The sequence below is a fragment of the Streptomyces sp. NBC_01477 genome, from assembly GCF_036227245.1.
Classification (GTDB): domain Bacteria; phylum Actinomycetota; class Actinomycetes; order Streptomycetales; family Streptomycetaceae; genus Actinacidiphila.
Genome location: NZ_CP109445.1, coordinates 3,042,816 through 3,058,290, shown reverse-complemented (window position 1 = coordinate 3,058,290; position 15,475 = coordinate 3,042,816). Strand labels below are relative to the sequence as shown.

At 72.5% G+C, this 15,475-nt stretch carries 13 protein-coding genes and 1 pseudogene; 12 read left to right on the top strand and 2 right to left on the bottom strand.

The annotated features are described in order from the left end of the window. Positions 1-68: 68 nt before the first annotated feature. The 3 genes from OHA86_RS12315 (at position 69) to nudC (ending at position 5,514) form a co-directional block, all read left to right on the top strand. Positions 69-878 (top strand): hypothetical protein, encoded by an 810-nt coding sequence (locus OHA86_RS12315; protein WP_329174974.1) that lies wholly within the window; start codon positions 69-71, stop codon positions 876-878. A gap of 57 nt (positions 879-935) precedes the next feature. Next, positions 936-4,364: an ATP-dependent DNA helicase gene (locus OHA86_RS12310; RefSeq protein ID WP_329174972.1), complete on the top strand. Its 3,429-nt coding sequence runs from the start codon at positions 936-938 to the stop codon at positions 4,362-4,364. 208 nt (positions 4,365-4,572) lie between these two features. Further along, a complete protein-coding gene (gene nudC, locus OHA86_RS12305) occupies positions 4,573-5,514 on the top strand; it encodes an NAD(+) diphosphatase (protein ID WP_329174970.1) in 942 nt (313 codons plus the stop codon). A 29-nt stretch (positions 5,515-5,543) separates the two neighbouring features. Here the strand turns inward: nudC and OHA86_RS12300 are convergent, their stop codons facing one another. After that, on the bottom strand, positions 5,544-5,801 hold the full coding sequence (locus tag OHA86_RS12300) for a glutaredoxin domain-containing protein (RefSeq protein WP_329174968.1): 258 nt from the start codon (positions 5,799-5,801) through the stop codon (positions 5,544-5,546). A gap of 125 nt (positions 5,802-5,926) precedes the next feature. On the opposite strand from OHA86_RS12300, the gene OHA86_RS12295 reads away from it, so the two are divergent. From OHA86_RS12295 to OHA86_RS12275, 5 genes are all read left to right on the top strand, one after another. After that, the gene (locus OHA86_RS12295) at positions 5,927-8,260 is read left to right on the top strand and encodes an ATP-dependent DNA helicase UvrD2 (protein WP_329174966.1); all 2,334 of its coding nucleotides are present in this window, start codon (positions 5,927-5,929) and stop codon (positions 8,258-8,260) included. Between the two features lie 137 nt (positions 8,261-8,397). Next, positions 8,398-8,736, top strand: a complete 339-nt coding sequence (locus OHA86_RS12290) for a hypothetical protein (RefSeq protein WP_329174965.1) — start codon at positions 8,398-8,400, stop codon at positions 8,734-8,736. A gap of 147 nt (positions 8,737-8,883) precedes the next feature. Next, entirely contained in the window at positions 8,884-9,243 is a 360-nt protein-coding gene (locus tag OHA86_RS12285) for a WhiB family transcriptional regulator (RefSeq protein ID WP_073493116.1), read from the top strand. After that, entirely contained in the window at positions 9,240-9,560 is a 321-nt protein-coding gene (locus OHA86_RS12280) for a hypothetical protein (protein WP_329174963.1), read from the top strand. Before OHA86_RS12285 ends, OHA86_RS12280 begins: the two co-directional genes overlap by 4 nt. A gap of 90 nt (positions 9,561-9,650) precedes the next feature. Beyond that, positions 9,651-9,860, top strand: coding sequence for a hypothetical protein (locus tag OHA86_RS12275; RefSeq protein WP_443071711.1), 210 nt, complete (start codon positions 9,651-9,653; stop codon positions 9,858-9,860). A gap of 16 nt (positions 9,861-9,876) precedes the next feature. On the opposite strand, the gene OHA86_RS12270 is transcribed toward OHA86_RS12275, so the two are convergent. Continuing rightward, positions 9,877-11,226 carry an ABC1 kinase family protein gene (locus OHA86_RS12270; RefSeq protein ID WP_329174959.1) on the bottom strand — a complete coding sequence of 450 codons (1,350 nt, stop codon included), beginning with the start codon at positions 11,224-11,226 and terminating at the stop codon, positions 9,877-9,879. 268 nt (positions 11,227-11,494) lie between these two features. Here OHA86_RS12270 and OHA86_RS12265 point away from each other — a divergent pair. From OHA86_RS12265 to OHA86_RS12250, 4 genes and pseudogenes are all read left to right on the top strand, one after another. Next, positions 11,495-12,121 (top strand): annotated as a pseudogene (locus OHA86_RS12265) (M48 metallopeptidase family protein); the annotation flags it as partial. Positions 12,122-12,325: 204 nt separating this feature from the next. Next, positions 12,326-13,999: a TerD family protein gene (locus OHA86_RS12260; RefSeq protein ID WP_329182376.1), complete on the top strand. Its 1,674-nt coding sequence runs from the start codon at positions 12,326-12,328 to the stop codon at positions 13,997-13,999. A gap of 6 nt (positions 14,000-14,005) precedes the next feature. Continuing rightward, positions 14,006-14,689, top strand: coding sequence for an AIM24 family protein (locus tag OHA86_RS12255; protein ID WP_329174957.1), 684 nt, complete (start codon positions 14,006-14,008; stop codon positions 14,687-14,689). A gap of 16 nt (positions 14,690-14,705) precedes the next feature. Beyond that, on the top strand, positions 14,706-15,470 hold the full coding sequence (locus OHA86_RS12250; protein ID WP_329174955.1) for an AIM24 family protein: 765 nt from the start codon (positions 14,706-14,708) through the stop codon (positions 15,468-15,470). Positions 15,471-15,475 lie beyond the last annotated feature (5 nt).

Below are 15,475 nucleotides of genomic sequence, written 5' to 3'. Positions count from 1 at the left end.
AACCAGGGGGTTGGGGGATACGCGTCCGACGCGTGTACGTACAGCCGCGGATCGAGGGGGACGGGCCGATGCCGGCCAGCAGCAGGATCCTGGTGGCGATATGCGCCGCCACCGCGGCAGCCGCCGCACTCAGCGGGTGCGGGGGTGACGAGCGCGGGGACTCGTCCGCCCCCCTGCTCGCCCCCGCCGCGACCACCTCGTCCAAGGCCGAGCCCTACGCCGACCTGTCCGCACGCGAGCTGCTGGACCGCGCGGAGACGGGCATGCGGGACTCCGGCGCCATGACCGTGGATCTGACCGGCACGGATGAGGGCGCGGCCATGCACGTCAAGGCGGCCCTCACCACGGAGGGCAGGTGCGCGGTCGCGGCGAGCGTCGACGGCGACACCTTCCAGATCATCGGCACCGGCGCGGGCGCCTACGTCAAGGGCGACGCCGACTTCTGGCGCGACAACGCGAGCGACGGCGCCGACGGCGACACCGCCGCCGACCGGCTGGCCGGGAAATGGGCCAGGCTCTCGGAGCAGGAATTCACCGACAGCGGTCTGGACTACTTCTGCGTCCTGGACGAACTGCTGGACGACATGACGTCCGACGACGACAAGGGCACGCTCACCAAGAACCTGCCGACCACGCTCGACGGCAAGCCGGTGATCCCCCTGGTCCACACCACCTCGGACGGCACGACCACGATCTACGTCTCGACCGGCGACACGCCCTACGTCGTCAAGTCGGAGAGCACCGGCGGGGATTCGCCCGACGTGGGTCTCTACAGCGACTTCGGTAAGCCGCCGCACATTGCCGCGCCGCCGCCCTCGCTCACCGTCGACCCCGGTGACCTGGGCGGAGACCAGGACGGCGGCGGATTCCGCGTCTGACCCGGCGCGGCCCGGCCCGCGCCACCGGTGTCGGCGAGTGCGGATAGCCTCCATGGGGTGGCAACCCGCATCACTTCGCCCGGACAGCTCGCCGAGCTGCTGGGCATCCCGTTCACCCCGGAGCAGACGGCGTGCATCACCGCGCCGCTGGCGCCGGGCGTGATCGTGGCCGGAGCGGGTTCCGGCAAGACGACGGTGATGGCCGCCCGGGTGGTGTGGCTGGTCGGCACGGGACAGGTCGCGCCCGAGCAGGTGCTCGGCCTGACCTTCACCAACAAGGCCGCGGCCGAACTGTCGGAAAGGGTGCGCAAGGCGCTGGCGCAGGCCGGCATCACCGACCGCGACCCGTACGGCCCGAGGGCGGACCCGGGCGCGGACCGGGACACCGCCCCCGGCGCGGACCCCGGGCAGCCCGCGGCGGGCGACCCGCAGATCTCCACCTACCACGCCTTCGCCGGGCAGCTGCTCAAGGACCACGGCATGCGGATCGGCCTGGAACCCTCCGCCAGGCTGCTGGCCGACGCGACCCGCTACCAGCTCGCGGCGAAAGTGCTGCGGGCCGCCCCGGGGCCGTATCCGGCGCTCACCAAGGGCCTGCCGACGCTGGTCGGCGACCTGCTCGCGCTGGCCGGCGAGCTGGCCGAGCACCTGGTGCCGGCCGAACGGCTGCGCGCGCACGACACCCGGCTCGCCGCCGAGCTGTCCGCGCTCGACCCGGCCAAGCGCGGCTACGCGTGGGTCAGGGACGTGCGCCAGGCGGTCGCCGCCCGGCGCGACCTGGCAGAGCTGGCCGCGGCCTATCGCGACGACAAGCGGCGCCGCGACCTGCTGGACTTCGGCGACCAGATCGAGCTGTCCGCGCGGCTCGCGCAGACCAGGCCGGAGGTCGGGGCGCTGCTGCGCGAGCAGTACCGGGTGGTGCTGCTCGACGAGTACCAGGACACCTCGGTCGCCCAGCGGCTGCTGCTCGCCGGGCTGTTCGGCGGGCGCAGCGGGCACCCGGTGACCGCGGTCGGCGACCCCTGCCAGGCCATTTACGGCTGGCGCGGCGCCTCGGTCGCGAATCTCGACGACTTCCCGCGGCATTTCGCGCACCCCGACGGGCGGCCCGCCGACCGCTACTCGCTCAGCGAGAACCGCCGCTCCGGCGGCCGGCTGCTCGACCTGGCCAATACCCTCGCCGCCGAGCTGCGCGCCCGCCACGAGGGCGTCGAGGCCCTGCGGCCCGCCCCCGGGGCCGAACGGGCGGGGCAGGTCCGCTGCGCCCTGCTGCCGACCCAGCAGGACGAGACGGCCTGGCTCGCCGACTCGATCGCCCACCTGGTGCGCACCGGCACACCCCCGGGCGGGATCGCGGTGCTGTGCCGTACGGCGGCGCGCTTCCCCGAGATCCATGCCGCGCTCGTCGCCCGGGAGGTGCCGGTGGAGGTGGTGGGCCTGTCCGGGCTGCTGCACCTGCCGGAGGTCGCGGACCTGGTGGCGGTGTGCGAGGTCCTGCACGACCCGACCGCGAACGCCGCGCTCGTACGCCTGCTGACCGGCCCGCGCTGGCGGATCGGCCCCCGCGACCTGGCCCTGCTCGGCCGCCGCGCCCGGCTGCTCGTACGCTACGGGGCCGCCGACGCCGACGGCCGCGACCCGCTGGCGGCGGCTGTGGAGGGCGTGGACCCGGCCGAGGTGGTCTCGCTCGCGGACGCGCTGGAGACCTTCCTGGACGCCGACCCGGACGACGGGCTGCCCTTCTCGGCCGAGGCGCGGGTGCGGTTCGCGCGGCTGGCGGTGGAGATCAGGGAGCTGCGCAGGGCGCTGGCCGACCCGCTGATGGATGTCCTGCACCGGGTGCTGGCCGCCACCGGTCTTGAGGTCGAGCTGTCCGCGTCCCCGCACGCGCTGGCCGCCCGCCGCCGCGAGACCCTGACGTCCTTCCTGGACGTGGCCGCCGGTTTCGCGGCCCTGGACGGAGAGGCGACGCTCCTGGCCTTCCTCGGTTTCCTGCACACGGCGGCGCAATACGAGAAGGGGCTGGACAGTTCGCTGCCGGGCGGCGAGAACACGGTCAAGGTGCTGACCGCGCACAAGTCCAAGGGCCTGGAGTGGGACGTGGTGGTCGTGCCCGGGCTTGTCGCCAAGGGCTTCCCGAGCGAGCGGGGCCGCGAATTGTGGCCGGCCAACGCCAAGGTGCTGCCGCACGGGCTGCGCGGCGACGCGGCGACACTGCCCGATGTGCCGGAGTGGACGCGGGCCGGGCTGGACGGCTTCCGCGACGCGATGAAGGAGCACCAGCGCATCGAGGAACTGCGGCTCGGCTACGTCACCTTCACCCGGCCCCGCTCCCTGCTGCTGGGCTCGGGACACTGGTGGGGGCCGACACAGAAGGCGCCGTTCGGTCCCTCGGTCTTCCTCGACGCCCTGCGCGAGCACTGCGAGGCGGGGCACGGCGAGATCGAGGCGTGGGCGGAGCAGCCCGCCGAGGGCGAGACCAATCCGGCGCTGGACGCGGTCCAGGAACCCCCGTGGCCGCTGCCGCTCGACCCGGTGGCGCTGCGCAGGCGGCGGTGGGCGGCGCGGACGGTGCTGGCGTACACGGAGGAGGAGACGGAGGCCGGGGAGGCGGCGGCGCACGCGGGCGCGGCCTGGGCGGAATCCGGGATCCCCGGTGCGCGGGCCGAATCCGCGGCAATGGATGCGGCGAGCGGTCCCGACGGCTCTGACGGTCCCGACGGCTCGGGCACGGCGGCCGGCGACCTCGATCCCGCGGAGGCCAGGCTCGTCGCGTCCTGGGACCGTGACCTGGACGCGCTGGCCGGCGAGCTGCGCAGGGCGCGGGCCACCGTACGGGACGTGCCGCTGCCCGCGACGCTCACCGCGAGCCAGCTGATGCGGCTGGCCAGCGACCCGGAAGGGCTGGCCCGCGAACTGGCCCGCCCGCTGCCCCGCCCGCCGTCTCCCGCGGCCCGGCGCGGCACCCGCTTCCACGCCTGGGTCGAGTCCCGCTTCGACGTCCGCCCGCTGTTCGGCCCCGAGGAGCTGCCGGGGATCGAGGGCGGCGACGACATCGCGGACGAGGCGGACCTGGCGGCGCTCAAGGAGGCCTTCCTGCGTACCTCCTACGCCGACCGCACCCCCTACCGCGTCGAGGTGCCGGTGTACCTCACCCTGGGCGGCCGGGTCGTCAGAGGCCGCATCGACGCGGTCTATCGCGACGCCGCCGCACAGGGCCACGGCGACACGAAGGGCCGCGGCGGTGCACAAGGCGGCGGCGCGGACACGTACGAGATCGTCGACTGGAAGACCGGCCGCAGCCCGGCCGCGTCCGCGGATCCGCTCCAGCTGGCGATCTACCGGCTGGCGTGGGCGGAGCTGGAGGGCGTCCCGCTCCACCGGGTCGGCGCCGCCTTCCTGTTCGTCCGCACCGGCGAGCTGGTCCGCCCCGCGGCCCTGCCGGGCCGCGCGGAGCTCGAGCGGCTGCTGGCCGCCGACGGCTGACCGGCACGCGCGGCACGACCGGGCGCCGCGCGGACCCGTGCCAGGACGAGGCGGCTGCCGGGCTAGGCTGCACACGACGCGCTCCGCCTCGGACGACGCGGCGTATCCATACCGTCACCGGGAATTTCCCTGCCCGCCGGCGGTTGGCACCGGGTGGACGACAAGGTGGTGCGCCTGCGCCAGTGGCACACCCCGTACTTTCCTGGAGATGGAAGCAGCCTTGACCGGACTCGACGCGACGGACCGACCGCTGACCCTCACCCACGCGGGAGTGGACCGCGCCGCGCACCACCGTCAGGACGAGGCGTGGCTCGCCGCCGCGTGGAGCCACCCGACGACGAGGGTGTTCGTGGTCTCCGGCGGACAGGTGCTGGTCGAGGACGGGCCCGACGGCCGTACCGAACTCGTGATGACCCCGGCGTTCGACGCGCCGGAGACCGAGATGCACCGCTACTTCCTCGGCATCGCACCGGACGGCGTGCGCTACTTCGCGCTCCAGAAGGACGCGCTGCCCGGCCGGATGGACGGCGCGGCGAGGGCCGCGGGCCTGCGCGAGGTCGGCGGGCTGCTGTCACCGCTCGAAGCCGGGCTCATGGTGCACGCGGTGGCGCTGGAGAACTGGCAGCGCATGCACCGCTTCTGCTCCCGCTGCGGCGAACGCACCGTCATCGCCGCCGCGGGCCACATCCGCCGCTGCCCGGCCTGCCTGACCGAGCACTACCCGCGGACCGACCCCGCGGTGATCATGCTGGTCACCGACGACCAGGACCGCGCCCTGCTCGGCCGGCAGCTGCACTGGCCCGAGGGCCGCTTCTCGACGCTGGCCGGCTTCGTCGAGCCCGGCGAGTCGATCGAGCAGGCGGTGCGCCGCGAGGTCGCCGAGGAAGTCGGCGTCACCGTGGGGGACGACGTCGTCTACGTGGCCAGCCAGCCCTGGCCCTTCCCCTCCAGCCTGATGCTGGGCTTCAACGCCCGCGCGGTCTCGTCGGCCATCACGGTCGACGGCGAGGAGATCCACGAGGCCCGCTGGTTCTCCCGGGACGAGCTGCGCGCCGCCTTCGCCTCGGGCGAGGTGCTGCCCCCGTTCGGCATCTCGATCGCGGCCCGCCTGATCGAGAACTGGTACGGCGCCCCGCTGCCGCGCCCGTAGGGCCGGCCGCGGGGCCGTCGCGGAAGCGGCTACGCGCCCAGCGCCTGCTTGACCTGCGCGAGGCTCGGGTTGGTCATCACGACCTCCGCGCCGCCGCCCGCGGGCACGATCTGCACGGTCGGGACGGTCTGGTTGCCGCCGTTCGCCTCCTCGACGAACTTCACGAACTCGGGCCGCTCCTCGATGTTGATCTCGGAGTACGCGATGCCCTCGCGGTCCATCTGGCTCTTGAGCCGGCGGCAGTAGCCGCACCAGCTGGTGCTGTACATGGTCACGGTGCCCGGCATCGGTGTTCGCTCCTCGTCGCGAGAGAATCTGGCACCAGCACAACACCCGCCCGCGGGTCCGCATTCCGCGGCTGCCTGTGGATAACTTTCCCGGGCTGTCGGCGAGACCTGGCAGAGTGGCGGTTGTGACTGCGACAACCCACGACTCGCTCTTCCCCGCGGTGCCCGACTCCCCGGACGCGGTGCTCGACGGCCTCGACCCCGAGCAGCGCGCCGTCGCGACGGCCCTGCGCGGCCCGGTGTGCGTGCTGGCCGGGGCCGGCACCGGCAAGACCCGTGCGATCACCCACCGGATCGCCTACGGGGTGCGGGCCGGCATGCTCCAGCCGGCCAGCGTGCTCGCGGTCACCTTCACCGCGCGGGCGGCCGGCGAGATGCGCGGGCGGCTGCGGCAGCTCGGCGCGGGCGGTGTGCAGGCCCGTACCTTCCACTCGGCGGCGCTGCGCCAGCTGCAGTATTTCTGGCCGCGCGCGATCGGCGGCGAGATGCCCCGGCTGCTGGAGCGCAAGATCCAGCTGGTCGCCGAGGCGGGCGCGCGCTGCCGTATCCGGCTGGACCGCAATGAGCTGCGGGATGTGACCGGGGAGATCGAGTGGTGCAAGGTCACCCAGACGGTGCCCGAGGACTATCCGGCGGTGGCCGCCAAGAACGGGCGCGACGTGCCGCGCGACCCGGCCGAGGTGGCGCGGATCTACACCACGTACGAACAGCTCAAGCGGGACCGCGGGGTGATCGACTTCGAGGATGTGCTGCTGCTGACGGTCGGCGTGCTCCAGGACCGGCCCGATGTGGCCGATACGGTCCGCTCGCAGTATCAGCATTTCGTGGTGGACGAGTATCAGGACGTCAGCCCGCTCCAGCAGCGGCTGCTGGAGCTGTGGCTCGGCGGCCGGGACGACCTGTGCGTGGTCGGCGACGCCTCGCAGACCATCTACTCCTTCACCGGCGCCACCCCGGACTTCCTGCTGGGCTTCAGGACCCGCTATCCGGGGGCCACCGTGGTGAAGCTGGTCCGCGACTACCGCTCGACCCCGCAGGTGGTGGGCCTGGCCAACGGGCTGCTCGGCCAGGCCCGCGGCCAGGCGGCGGCGCACCGCCTTGAGCTGATCTCGCAGCGCGAGCCCGGCCCCGAGCCGTCGTACGCGGAGTACGCGGACGAGCCCGCCGAGGCCGAGGGCGCGGCCCGGCGGATCAAGGAGCTGATCGGCTCCGGCGTGCGCCCCAGCGAGATCGCGGTGCTCTACCGGATCAACGCCCAGTCGGAGGTCTACGAGCAGGCGCTCGCCGACGCCGGGGTGCCGTATCAGCTGCGCGGCGCCGAGCGGTTCTTCGAGCGGCCCGAGGTGCGCGAGGCGGGGCTGCTGCTGCGCGGCGCGGCCAGGGCGTCGGCCGACCCGCAGGACGCGGCCGACACCGTGCCGCAGCAGGTGCGGGCGGTGCTCAGCTCACGCGGCTGGGCCTCGGAGCCGCCCACCGGATCCGGCGCCGTCAGGGACCGCTGGGAGTCGCTGGCCGCGCTGGTGCGGCTGTCGGAGGACTTCACCGCGGCCCGGCCCGAGGCCACCCTCGGCGATTTCGTGGCCGAACTGGACGAGCGGGCCAACGCGCAGCACGCGCCGACCGTGGAGGGCGTCACCCTGGCGTCGCTGCACGCGGCCAAGGGCCTGGAGTGGGACGCGGTCTTCGTGGTCGGCCTGACCGAGGGCACCTTGCCGATCACCTTCGCCAAGACCGACGAGCAGGTCGAGGAGGAGCGCCGGCTGCTCTACGTCGGCGTCACCCGGGCGCGGCTGCACCTCGGGCTGTCCTGGGCGCTGTCCCGCTCACCCGGCGGGCGGGGCGGCCGGCGGCCGTCCCGTTTCCTGGACGGGCTGCGGCCCGGCTCCGCGCCCCGCGGCGCCCGGGGCACGGGCGGCGCCGGCGCGGGCGGGGTGGAGCGCGGCTCCGGCGGGCGCAAGCGGCGCGGCCCGGTGCTGTGCCGGGTGTGCGGGCGCACGCTGTCCGACCCGGGCGAGATCAAGCTGATGCGCTGCGAGGACTGCCCCTCGGACCTGGACGAGGCGCTCTACGACCGGCTGCGGGTCTGGCGCACGACCCAGGCCAAGGCGCTCGGCCAGCCCGCCTACTGCGTGTTCACCGACCGGACGCTGCTGGCCATCGCCGAGGTCCGGCCGGAGGGCGCCGGCGAGCTGTCGTCGATCCCCGGGGTCGGCGCGCGCAAGCTCGACAAGTTCGGCGCGGACGTGCTCGCGCTCTGCTCGGGCCAGGAACCCGGCGGCGGCCCCGAGGGTGACCCGGACGGTGACCTGGACGGTGACCTGGACGGCGGCCTGGACGGTGACCCGGAGGGCGGCCTCGACGGCGGCTCGGCGCAGGAGCCCGGTGAGGGACCGGAGGACGGTCCCGGTAAGGGGCGCGCGGAGGATCTGAAATCTTCTCAGGAAGAAGCCGAAAAATAGTTTGCGCATCCCGCGGAGGTCCCCATAGCCTTCACGAGCGCGGTTGAGAACGGCTCTTCCAAGAGCCCACCCGATCGTGATGTACTAGGCAAGTCCGGTCCAACGACCTTACGAGACGCCGAGAGGAGGCGAGCCCAATGACCAGCCAGCTGATCACCACCAAACTGACCGATCGTTCGGCGATCGCCACCTGCCCGCTCGGCATGTCTCTGCCCGCCACCGGTCTCGTTTCCTCCCTGCTCCCGGTTCTGCCGATCCGTGTGCGCAGTGAGCGACCGACCGAGGCGCCCGCGGTAGCGATGGCGGCGAAGGCGAAGGCGCATGCCTTTACCTCCGCGGCTGCGGCCAACGGCGCCGGCGACGGCAACGCCAAGGGTGCAGAAGGCGCCAATGGCTCCGCGAACGGACAGCAGAAGACGCAGCAGTACGGCAAGTGGGCCTTCCGCGGGCTCGAACCCTGGAGTGATCCAGCCTGATAGCGCATCAGGTCGGCACCTTCAGGGCCGCGGAATCCCAGACCGGGATCCGCGGCCCTTCTGTTTTCCCCAGAAGACAGCGTCTCCACGGAGACACCACAGCAGACCGGCCGACCGGCCGACCGACAGACGAGGAACGAACACACCGTGCCTACCGCCCAGCACGCCCCGTCCGGACCCACGCCCGACCTGAGTCGCCCTCCCGCACAGCCCCCGGAGACCACCTTGCTGCCCCTCACCGAGCTTGACGACGAGATCGAGCGCCTCGGCGTACCCGTCCCCTGCCGCACCTACGACCCGGAGGTCTTCTTCGCCGAGTCGCCGGCGGACGTCGAGTACGCCAAGTCCCTCTGCCAGACCTGTCCGGTCCGCGAGGCCTGCCTGGCCGGCGCCAAGGACCGCCGCGAGCCCTGGGGCGTCTGGGGCGGCGAGCTGTTCATCCAGGGCGTCGTCGTGCCCCGCAAGCGGCCGCGTGGCCGCCCGCGTAAGGACGCGGTTGCGGCATGAACGCCAGGAAGCTCAGGACTCCGGGAACGATCGACCGTCCCCTCCACCACGACCCGATGAATCAGGCCCCGATGACACCCTTCCGCACCGAGCAGACCGCACGTACTCCCGACGCGATGGCGTCGCACCAGAACAGGACCCAGGAAATGCAACTCATGCCAGAAGCTCTGGCCCGTGCCCATATGCAACAGCGGCTCTACGAGGCCGAGCACGAACGCAGGGCGACCCGGCTGATCGCCGCCCGGCGGCTCCAGCGGCGCGCCGAGCGCGCGTCGCTGCGGGCCCGGCGGGCACTCGCCCTGGCCGTGATGCAGTAGGCATCAGGCCGCGACAGCACTGAGCACCAGCACACCACCACCGCGGGGCCGGTCCAAAAGGACCGGCCCCGCGGTGCGTTATGCCGACAAATGCGGCAGGCGCGGAGGTATCGTCACCCAGTGGATCAGAAGAATGCTCGGACCACGACCACATGCGCCCGCTGCGGCACCACCCACGCCGGTCTGCCGCTGACGTGGACCTGCTCCGTCGAGAACGGCCGCCGCGTCTACTTCTGCGACGACTGCGCCCGGCGCCATCTGCGAAGCATCGAGAGCCGGCTGGACTCTGCCTGGTGGTAGCCCCGCGGGCCGCTCCTCAGGCGGACTCCGCGGTCCCCTCCGGGTCGAAGCCGGGCAGCCATTCCCGCAGCTCGGCCCGCATCCTTACGGTCGCGCCCAGCTGACAGAGCACTCCGACGGTGCTCAGTGTCACCCGGTGGATCAGCAGATACGACGGCGGCAGATTCAGCTGCTTGCCCAACTGGTGGGCCGGTGACCGCGGGTCGGCGATCCTGGCCGCCTGCGCCCGCATCCACGCCCGGTCGAAGGAGAACTCCTCGCGCCCGGCCGGCTCGATGATCGGCTTGAGATAGTCGAGCACCGCGTCCGAGTCGAGGGTGATCGTCGGCTTGACGAAGCCCTCCTTCCGCAGCATCGCGTGCACCTGCTCCGCGTCGCCGGCCAGCGCCAGCCGCAGGGCGGTGCCGATCGGCAGCGGCAGTCCGTCGGGCAGCCGGTCGACCGTGCCGAAGTCCAGCACCCCGAGCCGCCAGCCCGAGGCGGGCCCCTCGTCGGTCAGCAGCCGGAAATTGCCCGGGTGCGGATCGGCGTGCAGCAGCCCGGTGCGGGCGGGGCCCGCGAACAGGAAGTGCGACAGCAGCTGACCGGCCCGGTCGCGCATCTCGCGGCTGCCCCCGGAGATCACCTCCGACAGCGGCACCCCGTCCATCCACTCGGTGACCAGCACCTGGTCGGCCTGGTGCACCACGTCGGGCACCACGACATCCGGGTCCCCGGTGAATTCCACCGCGTGGACGTGCTGCGCCTCGGCCTCCAGCGAATAGTCCAGCTCCTCGGCGACCCGCGCGCGCAGCTCGGCGAGCAGCGGCTTGACGTCCATCCCGGGAATGAGCGGCCCGAACAGCCTGGCCACCCGGCCCAGCTGCGACAGGTCCGACAGCAGCGCGTCCCCCGCGCCCGGATACTGCACCTTCACCGCGACCTTGCGCCCGTCGCTCCACACCGCCCGGTGCACCTGGCCGATCGACGCCGCCGCGGCCGGGACGTCCTCGAACTCGGTGAACAGCGAGCGCCAGTCCTTGCCCAGCCGTTCGGTCAGCACCCGGTGCACGGTGCGGGCCGGCATCGGCGGCGCCGCCTCCTGGAGCTTGGTCAGCGCGGCCCGATAGGGGCTCGCGACGTCCTCGGGCAGCGCGGACTCGAAGACCGACAGGGCCTGGCCGAACTTCATGGCCCCGCCCTTGAGCTCGCCCAGCACCTTGAACAGCTGCTCCGCGGTGCGCTCCTGCAGCTCGACCGCCACCTCGTCGGCGGGTCTGCCCCCGAGTCGCTTCCCGAGCCCGAGCGTGGCCCGCCCGGCGAACCCCAGGGGGAGCGCCGCAAGCTTCGCGGTCCGGGTCACAGCCTTGCGCGGAAGATCAGACATGCGCCCCTCATTTCGCGTCGGTCACCTCGCCATTGTGCCCCTCCCCACCGAACCCCCGGTCAAGAGCGGGTCAGCATCCTTGGGGTGTCATATTTTTCTCCGTTCTGTCCATGATCCCGCGCCGACCTGCGGACCGTCCCCGCTGATCGTCACGCTCCGTGGGTGGGTGACTCCTCCAGAATGCCCCATTCCTGCGGATCGGTGACCGGGTTATCCACAGGTTGTGGGCAATAGTCGTTCAATATGCGTAAGAAGCGAGGTGATTCCGATGCCAACCGGCCTGGGGACAGGACTTCCCGGACACCCAGCAGGTACCGTCGACAGCGTGTCCGCCGATCCCGCGCGAAATGTCGCCAGTGAACCCGCCCGCGGCCACCGGACGAGCGCGGTGGAAGTACGCCGCAGCGCCCGGCGGCGGCAGACGGTGTCCGCGTACCGCGACGGCGACCGCACGGTCGTCCTCATCCCGGCCCGGATGTCGGCCGCGGAGGAGCAGCGCTGGGTCGCGGTGATGCTGGAGAAGCTGGCCGCCCAGGAGAGCCGCCGGATGCCCGGCGACGACGAGCTGGCGGCCCGCGCGGAGCGCCTGGCGGAACAGTATCTGGCCGGCCGGGCGGTGCCTGACACCGTGCGCTGGGTGACCAACCAGAATTCCCGCTGGGGCTCCTGCACCCCTTCCGAGGCCAGCATCCGGCTCTCCCACCGTTTGCAGGGCATGCCCGAGTACGTCATCGACTACGTGCTGCTGCACGAGCTGGCGCATCTGCTGGTGCCGGGCCACGGGTCGGCCTTCTGGAAGCTGCTGGAAAGCTATCCGCGCACCGAGCGGGCCCGCGGCTTCCTGGAGGGCGTCGTCGCCGCGGACCGGCTGCCGCACCCGCCCGGCGGCAGGGACGGCCGCGAGGGGCGCGGCCTCGGGGACGGCCGGGGGAGCCGGGACGGCAGGGAAAGCCGGGAAGACCGCGAGGTCCGCGACGTGCGCAACGGCGGAGCCGACCGCCAGGGCCGCGAGGTCCGGGGGGAATAGCCGCTGTCGGCGCGACCGGTTAGCCTGTCGCAACGCACCAGCAGCGAGGACGGGATGGGGGCCGGTCGATCCATGGCCAGGGAATTCCAGCGTGGCCACAAGGCCAAGATCAGTGATCTGACCGCAGGGACTGATCTCTATGTCGGGGTGTCGATCGCGGGTCCCGGCCTGACGTTCGACATCAGCTGCTTCGGACTCGACGCGAAAGAAGAGCTGTCGGACGACCGCTACTTCATCTTCTTCAACCAGCCGAAGTCCCCCGAGGAGTCGATCCAGCTGCTCGGGGCGCAGTCCGGCGACACCGAGTCCTTCCGGGTCACCCTCGACCGCATCCCGGCCGCGGTGCAGCGGCTCTCCTTCACCGCCACCATTGACGGCGCCGGGCAGATGTCCCAGGTCGGCCCCGGATATCTGCGGATCGTCGCGGGCGGCGAGGAAGTCGCCAGGTACGCCTTCACCGGCGCGGAATTCAGCACCGAGCGGGCCGTCATGCTCGCCGACATCTATCTCAAGGACGTCTGGCGCTTCGCCGCGGTCGGGCAGGGCTTCGACGGCGGCCTGGCCGCGCTGCTGCAGAATTTCGGCGGCGAGGTCGCCGAGGAGGAGCCGGCGCCCCAGCAGGCCGCGGCGCCGGGATTCGCGCCCCCCGCGGGCGGCGCGCCCGTACCCGGATTCGCCCCGCCGCCCGGCGGACCGGCGCCCGCCCCCTCCTTCGGCGCGCCCCCGCCCGCCCCGGCCCCGGCACCGCCGGCCTTCGGCACGCCTCCGCCGCCGCCCGCTCCCGCCCCCTCCTTCGGCGGACCGCCCCCCGGCAATCCGTCGCTGCACCAGGCGCCGACCATGGTCGCGCCGCTCGTCCCTCCCCCCGGCCAGCCGGGCCCGCCGCCCTTCGGGCATGTGCCGCCGCCGGGACCGATCCCGGGCCAGGTCCCCGGCCAGGCCACCCCGCCGGGACCGCCCGCGCCGCCCGGATACGCCCAGCCGTCCTTCGGCCAGCAGCCGCCGCCCGGGTACGGAGCGCAGCCGCCTTTCGGCCAGCAGCCCCCCGGCTACGGGGCCCAGCCGCCGGTGCCCGCGCAGGGCGCGGGCCTGGCCGTGGCCATGCAGAAATACCGCGAGCTGCCCACCGGGCAGCGCTGGACGCAGCAGAATCCCAAGATGATGCGCGCCGACCTCAGCCAGGCCGGCGGCCAGCCGGTGCTCGCCCGCCAGGGCAGCATGGTGCTCTACCAGGGCAAGGTCGACTTCGGCTACAAGGGCGCCGGATTCTCCGGCCGGATCGTCGGCAGCATGACCGGCCAGGAGATGCAGCTGATGCGCTGTACGGGCGGCGGTCAGGTCTTCTTCGCCGAGAACGCCGCCTATCTGCACCCGATCGAACTACAGGGCGACGCCATATGCGTGTCCGCGGAGAATGTCCTCGCCTTCGACGAGAGCCTCCAGCACGAGGTGCGCAGGATCGAGGGCCACGGAATTCCCGGCGGCGCGCTGTTCACCATGCAGTTCCAGGGCACCGGCACGGTGATCGTGAAGACCCACGGCACCCCGGTCGTCCTGCCCGTCACCCCGACCACCTACGCCGACAGCAACGCGATCGTGGCCTGGTCGGCCGCCTCCCAGGTGATCGTCTCCAGCCAGGTGCGGCTGCGCAGGACCGCCTACCCCGGCCACAGCGGTGAGACCGTGAACCTCCAGTTCCGCGGTGCTCCCGGCAATTTCATCGTCGTCCAGCCCTACGAGGTGTGACCCGCCATGGACCAGCAGATGATCGCGGGCTACGCACCCACTCCGGTGGCCGCCCGGATGGAGAACCACGGCACCTCGATGCTCAAGGTCGCCATGGCGACCGGCCAGGACCTCTTCGCGCGCACCGGCTCCATGGTCGCCTACGAGGGCTTCGTGCAGTACGAGCCGAATCCGCCCGCCGTGCGCCAGATGGCCTCGGCCTGGCTGACCGGTGAGAGCACCCCCGTCATGAAGTGCAGCGGCGACGGCCTGCTCTATCTCGCGGACTACGGCGCCGACGTGGTGTGCCTGAACCTCAACAACGAGTCGGTGTCGGTCAACGGCACCAATCTGCTCGCCTTCGACGCCCACCTGACCTGGGGCGTCGAGCGGGTCAAGGGCCTGGCCAAATTCGCCGGGCAGGGCCTTTTCAACGTCGGCGTGTCGGGTACGGGCTGGGTCGCCGTGACCTCCCGCGGTACGCCGATCGTGGTGGACTGCGGCAGCGGCGCCGACGAGACCTATGTGGACCCCGACGCGCTGGTGGCCTGGTCGTCGGGACTGAAGATGAAGGCCAAGCGGAGCTTCAAGGCGTCGTCGCTGATCGGGCGGGGCAGCGGGGAGGCCTTCCAGATCGCCTTCTCCGGGCAGGGCTTCGTGGTCGTACAGCCGAGCGAGGACAGCACCGACCGCCTGCGGGCCCGGGGCTGAGGGGGAGCGACACATCATGCAGAGTCCGCTTTTCGCGTTCACCGAGGTCCAGAACCAGGACCACTACAGCCTGCAGAATTCGTATCTGCTGCGGGTCCGCCTCGACGGCAGCACCGGCCCCGACTGCCTGGCCCGCAAGGGCTCGATGGTCGCCTACCAGGGCATGATCGAATTCGACGGCGAATACCAGTCGCACCAGCAGCGCGGGGCGCGCGGCCGCACCGGCGAGGGCCTGGACCTGATGCGCTGCTCGGGCCAGGGCACCGTCTATCTGGCCAATCTCGCCCAGCAGATCCACATACTCGACGTCGACCACGACGGGCTGACCGTGGACAGCGCCTACGTCCTCGCGCTGGACTCCGGGCTGCACTGGGACGTCATCGCGGTCGACAGCCAGTTCGGCCTGTCCGGCACCGGGCAGTACAACCTGAACATCTCCGGCAGCGGCAAGGTCGCCCTGATGACCTCGGGCAAGCCGCTGCTGATGCCGGTCACGCCCGACAAGTACGTGTCCTGCGACGCGGACGCCGTCGTCGCCTGGTCCAGCAGCCTGCGGGTGCAGATGCAGGCGCAGACCAGCAGCAGCTCGGTCTTCCGCCGCCGCGGCAACACCGGGGAGGGCTGGGAGCTGAACTTCGTCGGCCAGGGCTACGTCCTGGTGCAGCCCAGCGAGCTGATGCCGCCGCAGAACATGCCGCTCGGCGGCGGCCTGCGCGCCCAGTACGGCGCGGGCCCGCAGGGCTCGCACGCGCAGAACCAGGGCAACATCTGGTCGAACTGACCTGC

What these genes read in the sequence shown, in the direction of transcription:
- OHA86_RS12315 (WP_329174974.1), top strand. Translation starts at nt 69, where the DNA reads ATGCCGGCCAGCAGCAGGATCCTGGTGGCGATATGCGCCGCCACCGCG.
- nudC (WP_329174970.1), top strand. Translation starts at nt 4,573, where the DNA reads ATGGAAGCAGCCTTGACCGGACTCGACGCGACGGACCGACCGCTGACC.
- OHA86_RS12300 (WP_329174968.1), bottom strand. Translation starts at nt 5,801, where the DNA reads ATGCCGGGCACCGTGACCATGTACAGCACCAGCTGGTGCGGCTACTGC.
- OHA86_RS12290 (WP_329174965.1), top strand. Translation starts at nt 8,398, where the DNA reads ATGACCAGCCAGCTGATCACCACCAAACTGACCGATCGTTCGGCGATC.
- OHA86_RS12280 (WP_329174963.1), top strand. Translation starts at nt 9,240, where the DNA reads ATGAACGCCAGGAAGCTCAGGACTCCGGGAACGATCGACCGTCCCCTC.
- OHA86_RS12275 (WP_443071711.1), top strand. Translation starts at nt 9,651, where the DNA reads ATGCGGCAGGCGCGGAGGTATCGTCACCCAGTGGATCAGAAGAATGCT.
- OHA86_RS12270 (WP_329174959.1), bottom strand. Translation starts at nt 11,226, where the DNA reads ATGTCTGATCTTCCGCGCAAGGCTGTGACCCGGACCGCGAAGCTTGCG.
- OHA86_RS12260 (WP_329182376.1), top strand. Translation starts at nt 12,326, where the DNA reads ATGGCCAGGGAATTCCAGCGTGGCCACAAGGCCAAGATCAGTGATCTG.
- OHA86_RS12255 (WP_329174957.1), top strand. Translation starts at nt 14,006, where the DNA reads ATGGACCAGCAGATGATCGCGGGCTACGCACCCACTCCGGTGGCCGCC.
- OHA86_RS12250 (WP_329174955.1), top strand. Translation starts at nt 14,706, where the DNA reads ATGCAGAGTCCGCTTTTCGCGTTCACCGAGGTCCAGAACCAGGACCAC.